At 72.2% G+C, this 20,231-nt stretch carries 16 protein-coding genes; 7 read left to right on the plus strand and 9 right to left on the minus strand.

Annotated elements, in window-relative coordinates; translation table 11 throughout:
• The first annotated feature begins 43 nt into the window (after positions 1 to 43).
• The 3 genes from ABD743_RS26360 to ABD743_RS26370 are packed head-to-tail and all read left to right on the plus strand — an operon-like array spanning position 44 to position 3,865.
• On the plus strand, positions 44 to 1,384 hold the full coding sequence (locus ABD743_RS26360; RefSeq protein WP_344724908.1) for a PucR family transcriptional regulator: 1,341 nt from the start codon (positions 44 to 46) through the stop codon (positions 1,382 to 1,384).
• Complete coding sequence (locus tag ABD743_RS26365) at positions 1,381 to 3,225, plus strand: bifunctional homocysteine S-methyltransferase/methylenetetrahydrofolate reductase (protein WP_344724909.1); 1,845 nt, start codon at positions 1,381 to 1,383, stop codon at positions 3,223 to 3,225. The genes ABD743_RS26360 and ABD743_RS26365 overlap by 4 nt, the downstream gene beginning before the upstream one ends.
• A 46-nt stretch (positions 3,226 to 3,271) precedes the next feature.
• Complete coding sequence (locus tag ABD743_RS26370) at positions 3,272 to 3,865, plus strand: UdgX family uracil-DNA binding protein (protein ID WP_344724910.1); 594 nt, start codon at positions 3,272 to 3,274, stop codon at positions 3,863 to 3,865.
• Between the two features lie 23 nt (positions 3,866 to 3,888).
• Here the strand turns inward: ABD743_RS26370 and ABD743_RS26375 are convergent, their stop codons facing one another.
• On the minus strand, positions 3,889 to 6,009 hold the full coding sequence (locus ABD743_RS26375) for a helix-turn-helix domain-containing protein (RefSeq protein WP_344724911.1): 2,121 nt from the start codon (positions 6,007 to 6,009) through the stop codon (positions 3,889 to 3,891).
• A 727-nt stretch (positions 6,010 to 6,736) separates the two neighbouring features.
• On the opposite strand from ABD743_RS26375, the gene ABD743_RS26380 reads away from it, so the two are divergent.
• The gene (locus ABD743_RS26380) at positions 6,737 to 7,846 is read left to right on the plus strand and encodes an alpha-hydroxy acid oxidase (RefSeq protein ID WP_344724912.1); all 1,110 of its coding nucleotides are present in this window, start codon (positions 6,737 to 6,739) and stop codon (positions 7,844 to 7,846) included.
• Between the two features lie 152 nt (positions 7,847 to 7,998).
• Here ABD743_RS26380 and ABD743_RS26385 read toward each other — a convergent pair whose 3' ends face one another.
• The 8 genes from ABD743_RS26385 to ABD743_RS26420 all read right to left on the minus strand — a co-directional run bounded on the left by ABD743_RS26385 (position 7,999) and on the right by ABD743_RS26420 (position 16,914).
• Positions 7,999 to 8,652, minus strand: coding sequence for a 2'-5' RNA ligase family protein (locus tag ABD743_RS26385; RefSeq protein WP_344724913.1), 654 nt, complete (start codon positions 8,650 to 8,652; stop codon positions 7,999 to 8,001).
• Positions 8,653 to 8,694: 42 nt separating this feature from the next.
• Positions 8,695 to 9,339 carry a 2'-5' RNA ligase family protein gene (locus ABD743_RS26390; RefSeq protein ID WP_344724914.1) on the minus strand — a complete coding sequence of 215 codons (645 nt, stop codon included), beginning with the start codon at positions 9,337 to 9,339 and terminating at the stop codon, positions 8,695 to 8,697.
• On the minus strand, positions 9,336 to 10,727 hold the full coding sequence (locus tag ABD743_RS26395) for an ABC transporter substrate-binding protein (RefSeq protein ID WP_344724915.1): 1,392 nt from the start codon (positions 10,725 to 10,727) through the stop codon (positions 9,336 to 9,338). The genes ABD743_RS26390 and ABD743_RS26395 overlap by 4 nt, the downstream gene beginning before the upstream one ends.
• Positions 10,728 to 10,800: 73 nt before the next feature.
• On the minus strand, positions 10,801 to 11,694 hold the full coding sequence (locus tag ABD743_RS26400; RefSeq protein WP_344724916.1) for a carbohydrate ABC transporter permease: 894 nt from the start codon (positions 11,692 to 11,694) through the stop codon (positions 10,801 to 10,803).
• The gene (locus ABD743_RS26405; RefSeq protein WP_344724917.1) at positions 11,691 to 12,584 is read right to left on the minus strand and encodes a carbohydrate ABC transporter permease; all 894 of its coding nucleotides are present in this window, start codon (positions 12,582 to 12,584) and stop codon (positions 11,691 to 11,693) included. Before ABD743_RS26405 ends, ABD743_RS26400 begins: the two co-directional genes overlap by 4 nt.
• A 1-nt stretch (position 12,585) precedes the next feature.
• A complete protein-coding gene (locus tag ABD743_RS26410; protein ID WP_344724918.1) occupies positions 12,586 to 13,665 on the minus strand; it encodes a LacI family DNA-binding transcriptional regulator in 1,080 nt (359 codons plus the stop codon).
• Positions 13,658 to 14,281 carry an HAD family hydrolase gene (locus ABD743_RS26415; RefSeq protein WP_344724919.1) on the minus strand — a complete coding sequence of 208 codons (624 nt, stop codon included), beginning with the start codon at positions 14,279 to 14,281 and terminating at the stop codon, positions 13,658 to 13,660. Before ABD743_RS26415 ends, ABD743_RS26410 begins: the two co-directional genes overlap by 8 nt.
• Positions 14,282 to 14,361: 80 nt before the next feature.
• Positions 14,362 to 16,914 carry an ATP-dependent Clp protease ATP-binding subunit gene (locus ABD743_RS26420; protein ID WP_344724920.1) on the minus strand — a complete coding sequence of 851 codons (2,553 nt, stop codon included), beginning with the start codon at positions 16,912 to 16,914 and terminating at the stop codon, positions 14,362 to 14,364.
• 211 nt (positions 16,915 to 17,125) lie between these two features.
• On the opposite strand from ABD743_RS26420, the gene ABD743_RS26425 reads away from it, so the two are divergent.
• The 3 genes from ABD743_RS26425 (at position 17,126) to fabG (ending at position 20,198) form a co-directional block, all read left to right on the plus strand.
• Positions 17,126 to 18,508, plus strand: a complete 1,383-nt coding sequence (locus tag ABD743_RS26425; protein ID WP_344724921.1) for an MFS transporter — start codon at positions 17,126 to 17,128, stop codon at positions 18,506 to 18,508.
• 50 nt (positions 18,509 to 18,558) lie between these two features.
• Positions 18,559 to 19,314, plus strand: coding sequence for an IclR family transcriptional regulator (locus tag ABD743_RS26430; protein ID WP_344724922.1), 756 nt, complete (start codon positions 18,559 to 18,561; stop codon positions 19,312 to 19,314).
• 122 nt (positions 19,315 to 19,436) lie between these two features.
• Positions 19,437 to 20,198: a 3-oxoacyl-ACP reductase FabG gene (gene fabG, locus ABD743_RS26435; protein ID WP_344724923.1), complete on the plus strand. Its 762-nt coding sequence runs from the start codon at positions 19,437 to 19,439 to the stop codon at positions 20,196 to 20,198.
• Positions 20,199 to 20,231 lie beyond the last annotated feature (33 nt).

Here is a 20,231-nt window from a genome sequence, read left to right on the forward strand (position 1 = left end):
TTGATCCTTGGGTCAATCGGACAGAGGTGATTACGCTCCCCCCATGCCTGCGTCGGCGCATCCGTCACGGGTCGCTCCGGCCGCGACGGCGGCGGGCGACCGGCGGGAGAACGTGCTCCTGCGTGAGCTGGTGGCCGTCTACAGCCACCTGTCGGGCCTCGCCTCGCAGGACTCCGACGTCGACGGCGTCGTGCGGCTCGTCGCGCACCGCACGGGATCGGCGGTCGCCGTGCTGGGGCCCGCGGTCGAGGTGCTCGCCGCCGCGCCTGCCGACACGGGGGAGCGGCTGGCGGAGACCTCGGCGTCCGCCTCGCTCGGGCCCGTCCTCGCGGCGGCCGCGCAGAACCGCAGGCCGGTGTCGCTGCCGGGACTGGGCGTCGACGCCGGGCCGGTCGTGGGGCCGGTCGTGGTGGCGCCGATCCTCGTCGGTGACGAGGTCGCCGCGTACCTCGTGACGCTGCCGCCGGCGCAGCCCCGTGCGCCGGAACAGGAGCTCGACGACGACCTGAACCTTTTGCTGACCGAGCACGCGGCCACCATCTGCGGGATCATCCTGGGCCGCGAGCGGGTGGTCGCCGCAGCCGCGGGCCGGGCCCGCACCGACCTGATCGAGGGCCTGCTGCTGGCCAAGGACCGCGACGACGAGGAGGCCCAGCGCTGGGCCGGGCACCTCGGGTTCGTCCGGGGCACCGACCATCACGTCCTTGCCGTCGGGCTTCTCGACGGCAGCGCGGGGCGCGCCCCTGCCGACACCGCCCGCGTGCTCACGCCGGCCCAGCACGTGATCGCACGCCGGATGCCGGGCGCCATCGTCGCCTTGCGGGACACGGAGGTCGTGGCCGTGGTGCCGGCGCCCCCCGACCGCGGTTGCGGCCTCGACGGGGTCCGTGCGCTGGCCGAGAAGTGCCGGGCGGCCGTGCTGGACCGCCATCCCGACGCGGCCGTCGTCGCGGGAGTCGGCGGGTGCTGCCGCACGGCCGGGGAGATCTCCCGGAGCTACTCCGAGGCGCGCAGCGCGGTCGACGCGGCGCGTCGGATGGGCCGGGCGCCCGCCGTGCTCGCCTTCGACGACCTGGGGGTACACCGGCTGCTGCTGCAGGTGCCCGACCTCGGCGAGCTACGCGCCTTCGCCGCGGACGTACTCGGCGAGCTCGTGCGCGACCGGGAGCACCGCGCCGATCTGGTGGGCACGCTCTGCGAGTGGTTCCGCTGCAACGGCAGCCCGCAGCGCACCGCCCGGGAGCTGCACGTGCACCCCAACACGGTGACCTACCGGATCCGGCGGGTCGAGGAGATCGCGGGCCTGCGGCTGGACCACTACCGTGACCGGCTGATGGCGCAGCTGGCGTGCGAGATCATGCAAGTGCTGGGGGACGTGCCATGACAGGGTCGAACGGGTCGCCCGAGGGGTTCCGGGAGCGGGTGGCACAGGGGGTGCTCGTCGCCGACGGTGCGATGGGCACGGTGTTGCACGCCGCGGGCAACCCGCTGGAGCGGGCGCTACCGGAACTGAACCTGTCCGATCCGGACCAGGTGCAGCGGATCCACGACAGCTACCTCGCCACCGGGGTGGAGCTGATCCAGACCAATACGTTCGGGGCGAGCCGGCTGCGGCTGGAGGTGCACGGCCTCGGCGATCGCACGGCCGAGATCAACATGGCGGGCGTGCGGGTCGCCAGGGCGGCCGCGGCGGCAGCGGGCCGTCCCGTGTTCGTGGCCGGATCGGTGGCCCCGGCGGTCACACTGCAGCAGCGGCGCCGGGTGGCGCCAGCCGACCGCGAGGCAGCGGTGCGCGAGCAGGTGGCAGCGCTCGTCGCCGCCGGGGTCGACGTGCTCGTGCTCGAGACCTTCGGCTACCTCGACGAGCTGGTGGAGGCCGCAGGCGTCGCCGTGGCGACCGGCGTTCCGGTGCTGGCCCAGGCCACGTTCGCCGCCGACGGGCGCACCCTCGGCGGGGACACCCCGCACGACGTGTGCGCAGCGCTGGCCGACCTGCCCGTTGCGGCGCTCGGCACCAACTGCACCCTCGGGCCGCAGGGCGTGCTCGCGGTGGTGCAGGAACTGCGCTCCCACACCGACCTCCCGATGTCGGCGTTGCCGAACGCCGGGCTCCCGCGCCGCACCAGCGGTCCCCGCTTCTCCTACGACGTCGACGCGCACTACTTCGCCCGCTACGCGCAGTTGCTCGTGGCGGCGGGCGTCTCGGTGGTGGGCGGGTGCTGCGGCACCACCCCGGCGCACCTCGATGCGGTCGTCCGCGCGATCGCCCGCACCGTCCCGGGCGTGGCCTCGCGCCGTGCGGCCGCCGTGGCCGAGCCCGCCGCCGCCGGATCCGCCGCCGAGCGGCCCGGACCGCGCTTCGAGGTGCTGGCCGAGATCCAGGCACCGCAGGCCGGGCACGTCGCCGAGGCGCTCACGCAGGCCGAGGCCGTCCAGGCGCTGGGTGTGAACCGGGTGTGGGTACCCGCCGGCGACGGCCCACGGGCCCAGCTGAACCCGGTGAACCTGGCCGTTCACCTGCAGAACCAGCTCGACGTCGAGGCGCTCGCGAGCGTCACCACCTGGGACCGCACGATCATGGCGTTGCAGGCCGACCTGCTCGGGGCGCACGCGCTCGGGGTGCGCCGCGTGGTGTGCGAGACGGGCAGCCCCCCGCTGCTCGGCGACTACCCGCACGTCGACGGAGTGTGGGACGTGGACTCCATCGGCCTGGTCGAGCTGCTGGCAGGCCTCAACGACGGCCGTGACTGCAACGGGCTGCGGCTGGCGGGCAAGACCGCGTTCGAGATCGGGGTCCGGGTGGCGCCGGGTTCGCACGACCTGCAGGCCGAGGCCACCCGTGCGTTGCGCAAGGTGGAGGCGGGGGCGCAGTTCATGATCACGCGGCCCGTCTACGACTTCGACTCGTTGCTGCGGTTGCGCGACGTGCTGGGCGAGCCGGCTCCGCTGCTCGTGTCCGTGCGGCCGCTGCGCAGCTTCGCCGAGGCGGAGTACCTCGCGCACGAGGTGCCCGACACGGCGGTGCCCGCGGCCACCCTCGTTGCGCTCGACCGCGCCGACAGCGGCCGGGACAGGGCCGCGGGTGGCGGAGCGGCCCGGGCCGGCGTGGAGCTGGCAGCCGAGCTCGTGCGAGCGGCCCGGACGTTCGCGGCGGGCGTGGTGCTGGCCCTGCCCTCCGACGCCCAGGCGGCCGCAGAACTGCTGGCCGCAGCCCGGGGCGACTGAGACGGCGCGACGGTTCCCCGGCCGTTGGTGTGGGTAGCACGACAGGGTGGGGACCGCCGAGATCGCCCTGGACGCGCTGCGTCACGAGGCCGCGCACTGCACGGCCTGCGAGCTCTACAAGTCCGCCACGCAGACGGTGTTCGGCGAAGGCCCACCCGCAGCCTGGCTGATGCTGGTGGGGGAACAGCCGGGCGACAAGGAGGACATCGCGGGCAGGCCGTTCGTCGGGCCGGCCGGGCGGGTGCTCGACACGGCATTGGAGCGCGCCGGAATCGATCGGGGCGAGGTGTACATCACCAGCGCGGTCAAGCATTTCCGGTTCGAGCAGCGGGGCAACCGCCGACTGCACAAGACGCCGGGCGTGACGCACATCCGGGCCTGCCGCCCGTGGCTGGACGGCGAGCTGCGCGCGGTGCGGCCTGCCGCGGTGGCCACCCTCGGCGCGGTCGCGGGCAAGGCGCTGCTGGGTCCCCGTTTCCGCATCACCGACGCGCGCGGGAAGGTGCTCGACTGGGAGGGCCACCAACTGGTGCCCACGGTGCACCCGTCGGCGATCCTCCGGGGGCCGCCGGAGACCCGGGACGAGGCGCTCGACGCTCTGGTGTCCGATCTCCGGGTGGTGGCCGGCCTGCGCCGCTGATCCGGGCTGTCGGGACGGCGGCGTCAGTCGGGTAGCGCCCGTAGGGCGGCGCGGAGGCGCAGCATGAGATGAAGGTCGAGTCGGCGGGCGGGTTGGCGCCAGTCGTCCCCGAGCGCCGCGGTCACCGTCTCCAGCCGCTGGTAGAGGGTGTTGACGTGCACTGCGAGCGCTTCGGCTGCTGCTCCGGGACGGAGGTTGTGCTCGAGGTAGGCCAAGAGCGTCGCGCCCAGCGGGACGCCTCGTCGTTGCTCAGCGGACAGCAGGGGGCCGAGGTTGCGTTCGATGGCCGCGCGCAGGCCGGCGCGGCCGGCCGTGCTGAGCAGCACGCGGTAGATGCCGAGGTCCTCGGCGGTGCAGAGTTCGCCGACCCGTCCGAGGGCGAGCAGCGCGTCCACGATCTGACCGGCCTCGCGGTAGGTCCGCCCCAGCCGCGCGCCTGCCTGCTCCGGACCGTCCGCACCATCGGCGTGTGTGCCACGTGCCCCAGCGGCGACCGGGCCGGCCAGCCCGGCGGTGACGGAGCCGAAGCGGGTGCTCCAGGAATCCGTCACCGCCTCGACCGCATCCTGGGGGAGCACGATGACCGTGCGCGACCCGAGGTCGGCGACTACCGCGTTCTTGGGCGCCGCTGCCCGCAACGCGGCCAGCTCGTCGCCCGTCGTGGTGGTCCCGGCTGTGGCCACCAGCACGTCGTAACGGGTCGACGGGTCGAGACCGGCGAACCGCATCTGGCGGTCGAGCACGGCCGGGTCGGCGCCGGGGTTGTTCAACAGGTCGGACAGGAACGAGTCGCGCGCTCGGCGGGCCGCCTCGTCGACCGCTTCGGCCCTGGTCAGCGCGAGTGCCAGCGCCGGAGCCGCGCGAGCGAGCAGCCGGTCGATGAACTGGTCATCCAGGAACCTCGATCCATCTGCTGCCGTCGCCGAACCCGCCCCAACGGATCCGGGCCCCCAAGGCTGAGCTCGGGAGATGTCACCGGACGCTTCAGACCCGGTGACAACCTCGGAGCCGAGGCTCTCGGCTTGGAGTGCGGGCCCGAGCGCGGGCTCGGTGTGGGCGAGCCTGGGTGCGGGCACCGTGACCAGTGCGCCGAGGACGCGGCGACCGGCGACCACCGGGTACAGACCAGGCTCCGAGGGGACGGGGGCAGTCGAACCACTGGCGGAACGGCTGGTCGAACTGGTGGCGAGAGTGGCCAGAGTGGCGTGTGCGGCGGCCAGTCGGTCCGCCGGCATGCCTTCCGGCGGTGGACCGTCGGAGGTGACCAGGTATACCGGGCGGCCGACCAGCGTACGGACCTCGGCCAGCAGGTCCGCGACCTGACCGCCTCGTAACACCACCTGGGTGAGCATGTTGTCCCAGCGCAGCGCCTGCTCGAGCTCACCCGTCCGCCGTTCCAGTTCGCAGTTGACCCGGTTGAGCTGGGCCAACCCGTCCTGGTACCGCTGCACCAATCCCTGGTTGTCCAGCGCGACGGCGGCGTGCGCGGCCAGCGCGACCAGCAGCGCGATGTCCTCCCCGGTGAATCGGCGCGGCCGCCGCTCCAGCACGAACAGCACCCCGAGTACCCGGTCGCGGCCGAGCAACGGCACTCCGAGCACGGCCCGGGCGTGCTCGGCCCGGGCGGCGGCGTCGTTGTCCGGGTGATGGCTGAACGGCGCGGTCTCGTAGTCGTCGGTCCAGGCCGGCCGCGTATGGCTCAGTACCTCGCCGGCCAGCCCGGCTTCGGCCGCCATCGACATCCCGACCATGTGAGGGGTGAGCGCGCCGCTCACCGCGTGGATCCGCAGCCGGCGACTCGCCTCCACGAGGCCGAGGTAGGCCATGTCCACCCCGAGCACCCTCCGGGCGTGCACGACGATGTCGTCGATCAGCGCTAGCTGGTCGCGCCGGCCGGTGGCTGTGAGGTCTGCGGCGACCTCGTTGAGCGTGGCCAGCTCGCGGGCCCGTTGGGTGCGCTGTTGGAGCAGGGCCCGGATACGCAACGCGGCCACCGCCTCGCCGGCGGCGCGTTCGGTCGAGCCTCGCTGCTGGGCCAGCCGATGCTCGTGGGCCGCGAACTCGGCCTCTGGCGCCTCGGTCAGAAGCAGCTCCAGCCAGCCTCCCTCGTCCACACCCACCCCACTGCTAGTGCACTTCTCCATCGGAGCAACCAACTAATGGAGACCGTATCCATTGTAGCTACCTCCCTCGGCTGATTATCTGGTCATCACGACACTGAGATATTTGAGAACGGAGGACGATGTAGACAATCGGCATTTTCGGCTGACCAGTCGTGTATGCCGAAAACCGTGAGTTATCCGGCGGGTCCGCGCGTATCGATCGAGGAAGTGCGGCGGCCGCGTCAGCGGGACCCGGCCGCGACGTTCCGGCTGTTCGGACGCTTGCGGTTCGGCGGGCGAGCCATCGGCGACGTGCCCCGGTGGTTCAACTGGTTCGGTTTCCACCCCTGTGGGTGCGAATCCAGGTGAGATGGCTCTTGTGCACCACTCGTCGACCATTCCTGAGTCACACCACCCAAGGAAATGCCGATGCCGAGCCCTTCTGCTGGCGCCGGAGCAGGTGGAACCCGTTGCGGACCGGGTGTTCGTTGCCACCGAACTGCCGCACACACCGGCGGCTCGAGGTGCTCCGCGAAACCATCGGTCGCCGAGTTGACCCTGGCTCTGTCGCACGAGACCGTCCAGGTGGGACGAGCGGTCGAGGCGCGACTCCACGGAGCCCGCCCGGCAGCTCGCGACGACCCGTTCTCAGCCGGACCCGGGGTGAAACCACTGCTTCCCTGCTCGTCGGTCTGATCACCGCGTCCCAGGACACGGTGATCGACCGCCTTGTGATCGCGGACCGAACACCAGCAGAAAGGGCCTGATAATGGCGGCACCCGACGACGTGATCAGCTACTTCCCACGAGATGCCGATTTTGCGACGCTGTCGGAGATCGTCGAGGCGGCCCGCGCCGGGCTGCCGTCGGACGTCCGCGACTTCCTCGACGGCGGTGCCGGGCGGGAGGTGACGCTGCGGCGTAATCGGCAGGCATTCGAACGGTGGGCCTACCGCCCGCGGATCATGACCGGCATCGGCGCGCCGGACCTGGCCACGTCCTTCCTCGGCGTCCCGCTGGGGCTCCCGATCCTGACCGCGCCGTTCGGCGCGGACGGGCTGTTTCACCCCGAGGGGCACTGTGCCGTAGCTCGGGCGAACGCGGCCGAGGGCGTGGCCAGCATCGTGCCGGAGGCAGGCACCCACGCGGTCGAGGCGGTCGCGGCAGCCGCCCCGGTCGCGGCGCGGATCGCCCAGATCCACCCCATGGGCAGGCCCGCGAACTTCGCCGCCATGTTGCGTCGGATCGAGGACGCCGGGTACGGCGCCGTGTGTGTGACGGTCGACTGCCCGACCGTCGGCTGGCGCGAAGGCACCCGGCACAACAGGTTCGACCCGGACCCGGCCGTCCTGACCGGCAACTACCCGGTCGGCGGTCCGGTGGCGCTCGACGAGGTCTTCGGGCAGCTGTTCACCCGCACCGAGCCGGACTGGACGTGGGCGGAGCTGAGCGAGCGGATGGCGGCGACCCGGCTGCCGTGGATGGCCAAGGGCGTCCTGACCGCCGAGGCCGCCTCCGCGGCGGTGGATGCCGGCGCTTCCGCGGTCCTCGTGTCCAACCACGGCGGGCGCCAGCTCGACGGGGCTCCCGCGGCGCTGGAGCAGCTGCCCGAGGTCGCCGCCGCGATCGCCGGACGGGCACAGATCGCCCTCGACAGTGGTATCCGCTCGGGCACTGATGTGGTCACGGCGCTCGCGTTGGGCGCTGACGCGGTTGTGATCGGCCGACTCGCCGCCTACGGGCTCGCCGCCGCGGGTGAGGCCGGGGTCCGGCGCATCCACCAGCTGTTGCGCGATGAGATGCACACGGTCCTCACCCTGCTCGGTGCCGGCAGCGTGCGTGACCTCGGACCGGACTTTCTGCAGAAGGTGCAGCCGTGAGTGCCCGCCTACCGGGCGGCTTCTCGCGATTCCCAGGGCCGTGGTGCACGCCGGCGTCCTACACGGCTGGTTCGAGCTGACCATGTCGTCGCCGGTCGTCCTGTGGTTGGCCGCGGAGGGGGCGGCCAATCACGGGACGGCCTCCAGAGCGGTCAGCCGGCCCCGGGCAGCCGCCAGGTGTGCAGGTGCTCCCACGTAAGGGTGAGCCAGTACCGGCCGCTCCAGTCGTCGCTGCGGGTGCGGTAGAGGGAGACGAACTCCGCGGGGAACGCCGGTGGCACCTCGATCCCGAGCCCGTGGATGAACTCCTCGACCTCTTGGCTCAGGTCCGGCCGCAGGCGCAGGTCGTGCGAGGCCAGGGAGAGGTGCGCGCGGAAGGCCTGGCGGTCGAACAGGTTCGGCTCGGGGTCCTCGGCGGGCCTGCGCAGCGGTGCCACGGCGGTGTCGATGGCGGCGGCCAGCTCGACGAGCGGGGTGTTCGGGCTTTCGTCGGCGAGGTGGTGCACGTCATAGACGACGGCGCCGCCGTCACCGAGCCGCCGGATGCCGCGGTTGACCACCGGGAACGACGTCAGCGGGGCGACGGCCTTCGTGACGGCCTCGACGATCATGTCCTCGTCGCGGCCGATGTGCTGGCTCCCGACCAGGGTGGCATGCGGCGGAAACGCGTCGGCGGAGATGAACCCGAACTGCGCGCGCAGCTGCGTCGTGATGGTGGTGACGGCGAGGCTCGTGCGCGGGTCCGGGCGCAAGAATACCCCGTAGCGGTAGGGATCCCCGGCTTGGCGGGGCGAGAAGCGGGTCATGGGCGGTCCCTGAGGTCGATGGTGTTCGGGGAATCGGAACGATCACGGCGCCGGCAGCCGCCAGGTGTGCAGGTGCTCCCACGTGAGCGTGTGCCACCACCGGCCGCTCCAGTCGTCGGCGCAGGTGCGGTAGAGAGCGACCGTGTCGCCCAGGAACATCGCGGGGGCCTCGACACCGAGTCCTCGCACGAACTCCTCCACCTCGTCGCCCAGCTCGGGTCGTTCGTAGAGGTCGTGCGAGGCGAGCGAGAGGTGCGCCCGGAACGTCGCGGTGTCGAACCTGTTCGGCTCGGGATCGTCGGCGGGCAGGCGCAGGGGCGCGACGGCGGCGTCCACGGCCGCGGCCAGTTCCACGAATGACGTGTTGGGAGCCCCGTCGGCGAGGTGGTGCACGTCGAAGATCACCCCGCGACCCGGTCGCCGGATCCCCTGGTTGACCACCGGGAACGCGGTCAGCGGGACCAGGGCCTTGGTGACGGCGTCGACGATCGTGTCCTCGTCGCGGCCGAGGTGTTCACTGCCGACCAGCGTGGCGTGCGGCGGGAACGCCCCGGCGGATACGAGACCGAACTGCGCGCGCACGTGCGTGGTGATCCTGGTGACCGCCAGGCAGGTACGCGGGTCGGGCCGGAGGTAGACCCCGTAGCGGTAGGGGTCACCGGCCGCGCCGGGGGAGAAGCGCGTCACTGGCCGGCCTGCTCGCGGTAGTCCCGGATGATGTTCGTGCTGGTGGACTGGGCGTCCGAGATCGCGGCGTCGAACGGGGTGGTGCCGCCGAAGGCGCGGTACAGCGACGCGATCATGGCCTGCCGCACCCTCGGCAGCGCGCCGGACAGGCAGCCCGCCGTGGCAGGGCTCGCCGGAGTGTGGTCGAACTCCTGCATCACCGCGGCCCAGGCCGGGTGCTGCGCGAGGAACTGCTGCTGCGTCGGGCTCTGGTCGACCCTGACGTTGATCGGCGCGTATCCGGAGGCGTGCGAGAACTGCTCCTGCACGGGCGGGGAGTCGAGATAGCTGATGACCTTCCAGCTCGCGGCCTGGTGCGCGGCGTCGTGGCCCGGGCCGCTGACCCACAGCGACGCGCCGCCGATGATCGCACCGGCCTGTCCTGCCGGCCCGGAGAGCGGGATCGGGAGGGCCGTGTACCCGGTCAGGCCACCCGTGGTGAGGTTGCCGATGACACCCGAGGAGTTGAACATCATCGCCACCTTGCCCGCGATGAACGCCTGCGTGAGGGCATCGTCGTCGGAGCCCGTGTTGAGGGCGACGCCGTCGGCGTAGAGGCCCGTGACCGTCTGCAGGCCGGCGCGCTGCTCCGGGTTGTTCAGGCTGAGAGCGGTGGCGCCGGTGCCCGTGCGCCCGTTGTCCGGCGTGCAGTACTCGGCACCTGCGGCGGCCGTCATCTGCTCGAACCACCAGCCGTCGCCCTGGGGTTCGGCGAACCCCGCCACCTCCGGTATCGCCGAGTGGATCTTCCGCGCCGCCGCGTCCAGCCCGGTCATGGTGGTCAGCGTGGCCTTGTCGACCCCGGCCTTCGTCAGTAGCGAGTCGTTGACGTACAGCATCGGCATCGAGGTGTTGAACGGCGCCGAGAGCAGCTTCCCGTCGGCGGTGTAGTAGTTCCGCGCGGCGGGGCGGAGATCCTGCAGGTTCAGCTCGCCCGGGTTCGCGGCCGCGAGGTCCTGCGCGCTGACCGTCTGCCCGGCGTCGTGGATGAAGCCGGTGGACACGTCATTGGAGAGCAGCATGTCGGGTGTGTTGCCGTCCCGGATGGCCGAGGTGTACTTCGCGAGCGTGTCGTCGTAGTCGCCCTGGAAGACCGCCTGCACGGTGATGTGGTCGCCGTTGTGGGCGTTGAAACCGGCCACGGCGTCCTGCAGCGCCTTGCCGGCCGCACCGCCGAGGCCGTACCAGAGGGTCACGGTGACGGGCCCCGCCTGCGCGAGTGCCGACGGGCCGGGTGCGGGGCCCGAGGCGGGAGCCGTGGAGCTCGAGCAGGCGGCGCTCAACGCGGTCACCAGGGTTGCGAGAACGGTGACGGCGAGGCGCCGCCGGGTGCGGTGGTCCGTGCGCATGGACTTCCCTTCTCCCCGCGCTCGACGGGGACGGTCGATCAGGACACGTGACGGGCGAGCGGGGGAATGGCGGTCAGGTGATCCGCGCCGCCAGGCCGCGCACGAGGAACCGCTGCCCGAGGAGCACCAGCAGCAGTGTCGGGGCGAGCACGACGAGGGTGCCGGCGTAGATCACCCCCGGTGCGCCGAACTCGCCGGCGACGAGCTGGGCGAGGCCGACCTGCACGGTGCGGTGCGCGGCGGAGTCGGTGATCAGCAGCGGCCAGAAGTACCCGTTCCAGGCCGACAGAGCCGACCATAGGGCGGCCGTCACGAGCTGCGGCCAGGTCATCGGCACCACCACGTGGGCCAGACAGCGCAGGTGGCCCGCGCCGTCGAGCCGCGCGGCCTCCCAGACCTCCCGGGGCAGGGTGGTGAACGCCTGCCGCAGGAGGAACACGGGATACGCGACGCACAGGTAGGGGAGTGCGATCGCGACGACGGTGTCGCGCAGCCCCAGGCCGCTCACGGTCTCGACGTTCGGGATGACGACACTCTCCCCGGGGATCGCGAGCGTGGCGACGACGACGGCGAACGCCGCGGTCCGCCCGCGCCAGGCGGGGAAGACGAGCGCGTAGGCGGCGAGGGATCCCGTGATCAGCTGGGCGCCCGTCTGCAGCACCGTGACGGCCACGCTGACCAGGTACTGCTGGAGGAGCGGTATCACGCTCAGGGCCTGCCGGACGTTGTCGAGCGTCATCCGCCGCGGGTCGGGGAGAAGGTCCCCGCGGGCGACGTCGCCGGCCGGCAGGAAGGCCGTGGCCAGGGTGGCGTAGACGGGGAACAGCACGATCACACAGAGCACGACGAGCCCTGCCCAGCGCAGCACGCTGCCCGTCCGGGACGACGCCGCCCGTGTCCGAGCGGAGGCAGTGGGCGGGGACGCCGCCCCGGCGGCACGCGGGCGCGTCGTCGCCGACGTGGTCACGAGCGCTCCCGGGCCAGGCGGAACTGGGCCGCCGTGGCCAGGACGACGAGCACGAGCAGCAGCAGGGCCAACGCCGACGCCGTGCCGTACTGCGGCGACCCGCCGCCGAAGGCCCGCTGATAGAGCTCGAAGACCAGCGTGTGGGTGGCGTCCGAGGGGCCGCCCCCGGTCAGCACCTGCACCTGCGTGAAGATCTGCAGCCCGGCGACGGTCTGGGTGACCACGAGGAACAGCAGGCTCGGGCGCAGTGCCGGCACCACGATCGAGAACGCGGTGCGCACCTCCCCGGCCCCGTCGAGCGCGGCGGCTTCGAGGACCTCACGGTCCAGCCGGGAGATCGCCGCGACCAGAACGAGGAAGGTGAATCCGAACTCGTACCAGGCGGTCGTGATGACGATGGCGGCGATCGCCGACGCCGGGCTCGCGAGCCAGTTCGGCCCGGCGATGCCGGCCACGGCCAGCGTCCGGTCGAGGATGCCCACCGCCGGGGCGAACAGGCCGGCGAACGTGGCCGACACGGCGGCGGTGGAGTAGGCGAAGGGCAGCGACAGTACGAGGGAGGCGACACGCCCGCCCCGGGGTGCCGCCCCGCGCATGAGGAGCGCGGCGGCGAGCCCGGCACCGGTCGCCAGGGCGGTGGTGAGCACGGCGATCAGCACCGTCGTCAGGATCACGCGGCGCAACTCGGGATCGCTGCCCAGGCGCTCGAAGTTCTCCGCCCCCACGAACCGCGTCGGACGGCCGAGCAGGTCGCTCCCGTGCACGCTGAGATAGCCGCTCTGCGCCGTCGGCCAATAGGCGAACAGGGCGAGCAGCACCAGGCACGGCGCCATCAACAACGGTCCGGCGAAGCGGTTCCGGGACAGCGGCGTGGGAACGTTCCCCAACACGTCAGGAACGTTGCTGCCCACGGGTGGCCGCGGCGCCGATGCGGGCTGAACAGGCCCTGAACGAGGTGGAACGGCTCAGCGGCGTGGCGGTCCGGCCGTCCGGCCGCTGATCAGTTGTCCGTTGATCGCCTGGTGGCGGGTATCTGTGGTGAGTCCTTCGACGTGGGAAACGACCTCGTCGACGGCGCGCGTGCCGAGGTCGGCCAGCGGCTGCACCCATGTCGTGAGACCGAGCAACGGCGTCGTAGCCGGTGACGGAGAGGTCGTCCGGTGCCCGCAGGCCGCGCCGGTCCAGCGCCTCCAGGATCGCGAGGGCGTAGTGATCGGTGGGAGCCATGACCGCCGTGATCGCCGGATCCGCGAGAAGGCGCTCCACGAGCCCGTTGATCCCGTCGTCGCCTGCGCGGACCTCCTCGTCAGGCACCTCGACCACGTCGGCGCCGAACTCATGCAACCGCCGGGCCATCTCTGCGGTCCGCGGGGCCTGCGTGAGCGAGCGTTCCGGCCGCAGCGTCACGACCGCGACCCGGCGGTGCCCGAGCGACCACAGATGGTCGGCCATGCCGCGCCCGCCGTCGATCTCGTCGCAGTACACGCTGCTCAGGGCCCTATCGGTAGCCGGGCGACCCGCGAGGACCGTCGGGACGCGGCGGGCGTGCGGCAGGACATCCGCGACGGGGAGCAGACCGCTGCAGACCACGAGCCCCTCCACCTGGAGCCCGACGAGCGTCTCCAACGCCCGTCGTTCGTCGGCGACGGCGAAGCTCCCCGACCCCGTGGCCGTCACGACCCGGTACCCCCGCGCGGCCGCGTGCTCCTGCATCGCGGTGAGCAGGTGCCCGTAGTACGGGTTCGAGGCGTCGCGCACGAACGCACCGATGGTGTGCGTGCGCCGGGCGACCATCCCGCGGGCCATGGCGTTCGCGACGTACCCGAGCTCGGCGGCGGCCAGCCGGACGCGCTCCTGCGTGCCGGCCGCCACTCCGCCGGACCCGCTGAGGGTGCGCGAGACGACCGATTTCGACACGCCGGCCCGCCGCGCGACGTCGATGATCGTCGGAGCCGTGCGCGGGTCAGGCACCCGGCACCGCTACACCTGCCGACGCGAGGTCGGTGAGGCACTGCCGCGGCCCCTGCCACCGGAACGCCGACCACCCACTCTGCTGCGCCGCGAGGACGTTGACGGGCCGGTCGTCGAAGAACACCAGCTCGGTGGCGGGCAGACCGAGTGCGTCCTCCACCGTGGCGTACACGCCGGGGTCCGGCTTGGCGAGGCCGATGTCGCACGAGAAGAGCTTGGTCGGGAACCTCGCTCCCCACCGGGAGCTGCGTACCTGATCGGCCATGGATCGGGGCGCGTTGGACAGCAGCGCCAGCTGCACCCCTGTCCGCGCGATGGCGTCGATGAGGTCGGCGGCTCCGGGGGCGAGCTCGGACCATCGCTGTGCGTCCGCCAGGTCCAGCCGGCGCACCTGCGCGGCGGTCAGGTCTCGGCCGAGGTCGTTCGCCACGCGGTTCCAGTAGTCCTCCGCCGCGCTGCCCAGGTCGTAGGCGTCGCGGTGGCGCCAGTAGGCCGCCGCAAAGCTCGTGGCGGCCACACCGAGCTCGGCGGCGAAAGCGAAGATGCCGTCGGCGGAGCCACCCAGCACACCCCCGATGTCGAACACGACGGCGCTGGGCGGCCCGATGCGGTCCACATGGCCACTCTATGGAAGCTCCTCGGGCAGCGGCAGGGCGCCCGTGCGGACGGGCAGGGCCGCGGTCCGTGGGATTCCGGCTAGTCGGCAGCCACGGCATTACCGACGTGGATGTCGAACTCGCCGTCGGGGGCGTCCACCGCGACGTGGCTTCCGGACCCGAGCTTGCCGTTGAGCAGGAGGCCGGAGAGCCGGTTGTCGATCTCGCGCTGGATCGTGCGACGCAGCGGACGTGCCCCGAACTCGGGCTGATATCCCAGCTCAGCCAGTCGCCGGACCGCGGCAGGTGTGAACTCGATGCTGATGTTCTGTGCCTGCAGGCGACGGCGGGTGTCCTCCAGCAGCAGGTCGGTGATCGTGGCGAGTTGCTCGGGGTCGAGCCGGCGGAACACGATGATCTCGTCGATGCGGTTGAGGAACTCCGGACGGAAGATCTCGCGCAGCCGCGGCATGATCCGGTCGCGCAGCGCGGCGTCGTCCCGAGCCCCCGCGTCGGTGGAGCTGCCGAAGCCCAGGGTCGCGCCCTGGCCGGAGACCAGTTCCGAGCCCACGTTGCTCGTCATGATGATCACGGTGTTGCGGAAGTCGACGGTGCGGCCCTGCCCGTCGGTCAGCCGCCCGTCCTCGAGTACCTGCAGCAGCACGTTGAACACGTCCGGGTGCGCCTTCTCGATCTCGTCGAGCAGCAGCACGGAGTATGGCCGGCGCCGGACGGCCTCGGTGAGCTGGCCGGACTCCCCGTAGCCGACGTAGCCGGGCGGCGCCCCGACCATCCGGGCCACGGTGTGCCGCTCGCCGTACTCGCTCATGTCCAGGCGCACCATCCGGTCCTCCTCGCCGAACAGTGCGACCGCGAGCGCCCGGGCCAGCTCGGTCTTGCCGACGCCGGTGGGGCCGAGGAACAGGAAGCTCCCCACCGGCCTGCCCTCGTCGCCGAGCCCGGCTCGGTTGCGCCGGATCGCCTCCGCCACGGCCGTGACGGCCTCGTCCTGGCCCACCACCCTGCTGTGCAGCTCCTGCTCCAGGCGCAGGAGCCGGTCGCGCTCGGTCTCGGTCAGCTCCGACACCGGCACGCCGGTCTGGCGCGACACGACATCGGCGATGTCGCTGACCCCCACCTCCGGAACGCTGTCGTCCGGGTCGTCCCCGGAGCCGAGCCGGGTGCGCAGCTCGGCGATCTGGTCACGCAGCTCGGTGGCCCGCTCGTACTGTTCATGGGCCACGGCCTGGTCCTTGTCCCGTTCGAGCTGCTCGAGCCGGCGTTCCATCCCGCGCCGGTCACTCGAAGGCGTGCGGGTGCGCAGCCGCACCCGTGCCCCCGCCTGGTCCATGAGGTCGATCGCCTTGTCGGGCAGGTACCGGTCGGTGATGTAGCGGTCCGACAGCTCGACGGCTGCGCGCAGCGCGTCCTCGGTGTAGCGCACCTGGTGGTGGGCCTCGTAGCGGTCGCGCAGCCCGTTGAGGATCTCGATCGCGTCCTGGGCGCTCGGTTCCGGTATCAGGACGGGCTGGAACCGGCGGGCGAGCGCGGCGTCGGACTCGATGTGCTTGCGGTACTCGTCGAGCGTCGTGGCGCCGATGACGTGCAGCTCGCCGCGGGCGAGTGCGGGCTTGAGCATGTTGCTCGCGTCCATGGCGCCCCCGGTCTCCCCACCCCCTCCGCCCGCGCCCACCATCGTGTGCAGTTCGTCGATGAAGACGATCAGCTGGTCGCCGTGGTGCCGGATCTCGTCGATGAGCGCCCGCAGCCGTTCCTCGAAGTCGCCGCGGTAGCGGGTGCCGGCGACCACACCGGAGAGCTGCAGCTCCACCACGCGGCGCCCGAGCAGCGTGTCGGGGACGTCGCCGTCGACGATGCGCTGGGCGATGCCCTCCACGATGGCGGTCTTCCCGACGCCGGCCTCTCCGATGAGCACCGGGTTGTTCTTGGTGCGCCGCGACAGCACCTCGATGGTCTGCTCGATCTCCTCAGCGCGCCCGACCACGGGATCCAGCCGGCCGCCCCGCGCGGCTGCCGTGAGGTCCTGGCCGAACTGGTCGAGCGTCGGGGTGCTCGACGCGCCCTGCCCGGTCTGCGCCCCGCCGGGCACACCCGGCTGCATACCCGGCTGCGGCGGCCCGAAGCCGGTCGGTCCGCCGCGGGAGAGGGCGTGTGCGAGCAGTTTCCCCGCGGCCGACTCCGTGTTGGCGGCGATGGCCAGCAGCACGTGCTCGGGCCCGATGTAGGTGGAGCCGAGGGAGCGCGCCACCTGGTGCCCGTCGAGCAGCGCGCGCTTCGCGGCGGGCGTGAGGGTGGGAGCGCGGCCGGTCGGCTCGCTGCGCTGTAGCCGTTCGTCTAGCAGCCGGGCCACGGCGTCCGGATCGACCCCGGCCCGGCCGAGCCACCGGCGCGTCGCGTCGATCGCGGTGGAGGCGAGCAGCAGGTGCTGGGTGTCGAGATCGGTCTCGCCGCGGTCCATCGCCTCCTGCGCGGCGGCCATGACGAGCTCGCGGGCGCCCGCGCTCATCAGCCGGTTGAAGTCGACCCGCCGCGCCGGACCGCGGGGACCACCGGTGCCTGAGGCGGAGCCGAGGTAGCGGGCGAGGAACTCGTCGAACGAGGCTGGCTCGTCGGGCCCGGTGAAGCTGGTCATCAGCACGGCCTTCCCGTCGGATGTGGTTCGCGGTGAAGCGTTCCCGCGGGGCCGGTCGTGAAACGGTTGCTCGTCGTGGTGCCGGCACTGCGGAGCGGCATGGGCGCACCGGCTGGACTGCGCTTTCCATCCGGACGAACCGGGCGTATCGTGCGCAGCCATCCTAGAACGCAGTTCCATGTGCCGGAACGAGCGCCCGAGGAGCGATGAGATGACGACGCCCCGGTCCACCGATGCCACACCGACGCCGGACGGTGATCGGCCCACCCCGGTCGCGCCGGGTGCCTCGACGACCGCGACCACGCCCGTCGAGCTGCGCCGGGTGGTCAGCGGTTCGCTGGTCGGCACCGCACTGGAGTGGTACGACTTCTTCATCTACGGCACCGCCGCGGCGCTGGTGTTCAACGTCCTGTTCTTCCCGCAGTCCGACCCTGCCGTCGGCACCCTCACCGCGTTCGCGACGTTCGGTGTGGGCTTCGTGTTCCGGCCGCTGGGCGGGATCCTGTTCGGCCACATCGGCGACCGCATCGGCCGGCGCGAGACGCTGATCATCACGACGCTGGTGATGGGCGTGTCCACCGGTGTGATCGGGCTGCTGCCCACCTACGCGTCGATCGGGGCGTGGGCGCCTGCGCTGCTCGTCCTCCTGCGGGTGCTGCAGGGGCTCGGTGCCGGCGCGGAGTTCGGCGGCGCGTCCACCCTGCTCGCCGAGCACGCCCCGGCCGAGCGCCGTGGCTTCTACACCTCGTTCGCACAGACCGGCGTGCAGATCGGCCTCGTGCTGGGGACGGTCGCATTCCTGCTGGTCGGCCTGTTGCCCGACGAGCAGCTGTTCGCCTGGGGCTGGCGGGTGCCGTTCCTGGTGAGCTTCCTGCTGATCGGCGTGTCCCTGTACGTGCGGCTGCGGGTGGCGGAGTCGCCTGTGTTCCGGGCGCTCGCCGCCGAGCGGCAGACGGTGAAACTGCCCGTGCTGGAGGCGCTGCGGCGCTACCCGCGCAACCTGCTCATCGGTGTGGGTGCCCACATCGCCGACACCGCGGCGGTCTACCTCTACGCCACGTTCACCGTCTCCTACGCCACAGGCACGCTGGGCATCCCGCGGGGCACCGTGCTCACCGGCGTCATCGTCTTCGGCATCGTGGTGATCGCCCTGCAACCCGTGTACGGGGCGCTGTCGGACCGGATCGGCCGCCGCCCGTTGAACATCTTCTCCGTGGTGTTCACCGCTGCGTTCGCGTTCCCCTACTTCTTGCTGCTGCGCACCGAGCAACCCGTGCTGGTGGTGCTCGCGCTCGTCGTCGCCACCGCCTTCGGAGTGGCTCCGATGATCGCCGTGCAACCCGCCTTCTACGCCGAGCTGTTCGGCGCGCGGGTGCGCTACACCGGCTTCGCCACCTCCCGGGAGGTCGGTGCAGCCCTGGCCGGGTTCACCCCGCTCGTGGCCGCGGCGCTCGTCACCGCCGCAGGCGGTGCCCCGTGGCTGGTGGCCGCCTACCTCATCGCCCTGTGTCTGGTGTCGTTCGTGGCGTTCGTCGCCGCGCCGGAGATGAAGGACATCGACATCGCCGACGCGGGGCCGGCAGGACCGCCGTGAGCCCGTGGCCGGAGAGCGAACCGCCTGGTCGGGCCGCATAAGCTGGCGGGGTGGCACGTCCGGTCGGCAGCAACGCAGTGGAGAAGACCCTCGCGGTGCTCGACGCGCTGGGCGACCACGAGCGGATCGCCGACATCGTCGTCGCCACCGGACTGCACAAGTCCACGGTGCACCGGATCCTGCAGGACTTCGCCCGGCTCGGCTTCGTCCGGGTCACGGAGCGGGGCACCTACGAGGGTGGACCGCGGATCCTGCGGCTGGCCGGTCGCGTGCTCGCCCGCACCGACGCCGCCGAACGGGCGGCCCCGGAACTCCACGCCCTGCAGGAGCGCTGCGGCGGCACCGTCCACTTCGCCGTGCTCGACGGCGACGAGGCCGTCTACGTGGCGAAGGTCGAGGGCAACAAGCCCTACCGGATGGCGTCGCGGATCGGCATGGCCGTGCCGCTGCACTGCACGGCCATCGGCAAGGCTGCGCTCGCCGAGCTACCCGAGGACGCGGTGCGGGCCCTGCTCCGTCGTGCGCCCCCGCACGCCCGCACACCGGCCACGATCGCCGACCCCGACCGGCTGGTCGAGCACCTGCACGCGGTGCGGGCCCGCGGCTGGGCGGTGGACGAGGAGGAGAACGAGGCCGGCGTGCGCTGCGTCGGCGCCGCGGTGGCCGACCACACCCGCCGCGTCATCGGTGCCGTGAGCGTCTCCCAACTGGTCGCCGACGTGGCCGGCCGTGCGCCGGACGAGCTCGGACCCGAGGTCGCCGCCACCGCACGCACGATCTCGCGGCTGCTGGGGGCGCCGGGCTGAGTGGGCGCGGCGGGTCCGCGGGGCGACCGACACCACATCCCGCGCCGGTGCCCAGGAGTTGGCGATCATCGCCGTCGGGGGAAAGACTCCGATGACGGCGTCGTCGACAGGAAGAGGATCAGATGACCCAGACCACCGCCCGGGTGGCAATCGTGACCGGAGCGGCCCGCGGAATCGGGGCCGCCACTGCGCAGCGTCTGGCTCGTGACGGGTTCGCGGTTGCGGTGATCGATCTCGAGGAGTCCGCGGCCAAGGCGACGGTTCGCGCGATCGAGGACGCGGGCGGGCGGGCGCTCGCCGTCGGCGCCGACGTGTCCGATGCGGCTCAGGTCGACGCCGCCGTCACGCGTGTGGCCGAGGAGCTCGGCCCGCCGACGGTGCTGATCAACAACGCCGGCATCACCCGCGACAACCTGATCTTCAAGATGGCGGAGCAGGACTGGGACATGGTGATGGGCGTGCACCTGCGCGGCTCGTTCCTCATGACCCGGGCTGTCCAGAAGTACATGGTCGAGCAGCGCTTCGGCCGCATCGTCAACCTGTCGAGCACCTCGGCGCTCGGCAACCGGGGCCAGGCCAACTACTCCACGGCGAAGGCCGGACTGCAGGGCTTCACCAAGACCCTCGCGATCGAGCTCGGCAAGTTCGGTGTCACGGTCAACTGCATCGCGCCGGGCTTCATCGTCAGCGACATGACCAGGGCGACGGCCGAGCGGATCGGCGAGGACTGGGACACCTATGTGGCCGCCAGGGCCGCTGCGATCCCCGTGGCGCGGGCCGGCCAGCCGGAGGACATCGCGAACACCGTCTCGTTCTTCGTCAGCGAGGGCGCCGGGTTCGTCTCCGGTCAGGTGATCTACGTGGCGGGCGGCCCGAAGGCCTGACCCGGGGGGATCCGCGTCGCGCCGTTCATCGTG

The organism is Pseudonocardia yunnanensis (assembly GCF_039534065.1).
In the GTDB taxonomy this organism is placed as follows: Bacteria; Actinomycetota; Actinomycetes; order Mycobacteriales; family Pseudonocardiaceae; genus Pseudonocardia; species Pseudonocardia yunnanensis.

Excerpts from the sequence above, each read along its gene's own strand:
- ABD743_RS26395 (WP_344724915.1), bottom strand. The coding sequence starts at position 10,727 with ATGCGCACGGACCACCGCACCCGGCGGCGCCTCGCCGTCACCGTTCTC.
- ABD743_RS26385 (WP_344724913.1), bottom strand. The coding sequence starts at position 8,652 with ATGACCCGCTTCTCGCCCCGCCAAGCCGGGGATCCCTACCGCTACGGG.
- ABD743_RS26380 (WP_344724912.1), top strand. The coding sequence starts at position 6,737 with ATGGCGGCACCCGACGACGTGATCAGCTACTTCCCACGAGATGCCGAT.
- ABD743_RS26375 (WP_344724911.1), bottom strand. The coding sequence starts at position 6,009 with ATGGAGAAGTGCACTAGCAGTGGGGTGGGTGTGGACGAGGGAGGCTGG.
- fabG (WP_344724923.1), top strand. The coding sequence starts at position 19,437 with ATGACCCAGACCACCGCCCGGGTGGCAATCGTGACCGGAGCGGCCCGC.
- ABD743_RS26420 (WP_344724920.1), bottom strand. The coding sequence starts at position 16,914 with ATGACCAGCTTCACCGGGCCCGACGAGCCAGCCTCGTTCGACGAGTTC.
- ABD743_RS26360 (WP_344724908.1), top strand. The coding sequence starts at position 44 with ATGCCTGCGTCGGCGCATCCGTCACGGGTCGCTCCGGCCGCGACGGCG.
- ABD743_RS26425 (WP_344724921.1), top strand. The coding sequence starts at position 17,126 with ATGACGACGCCCCGGTCCACCGATGCCACACCGACGCCGGACGGTGAT.
- ABD743_RS26365 (WP_344724909.1), top strand. The coding sequence starts at position 1,381 with ATGACAGGGTCGAACGGGTCGCCCGAGGGGTTCCGGGAGCGGGTGGCA.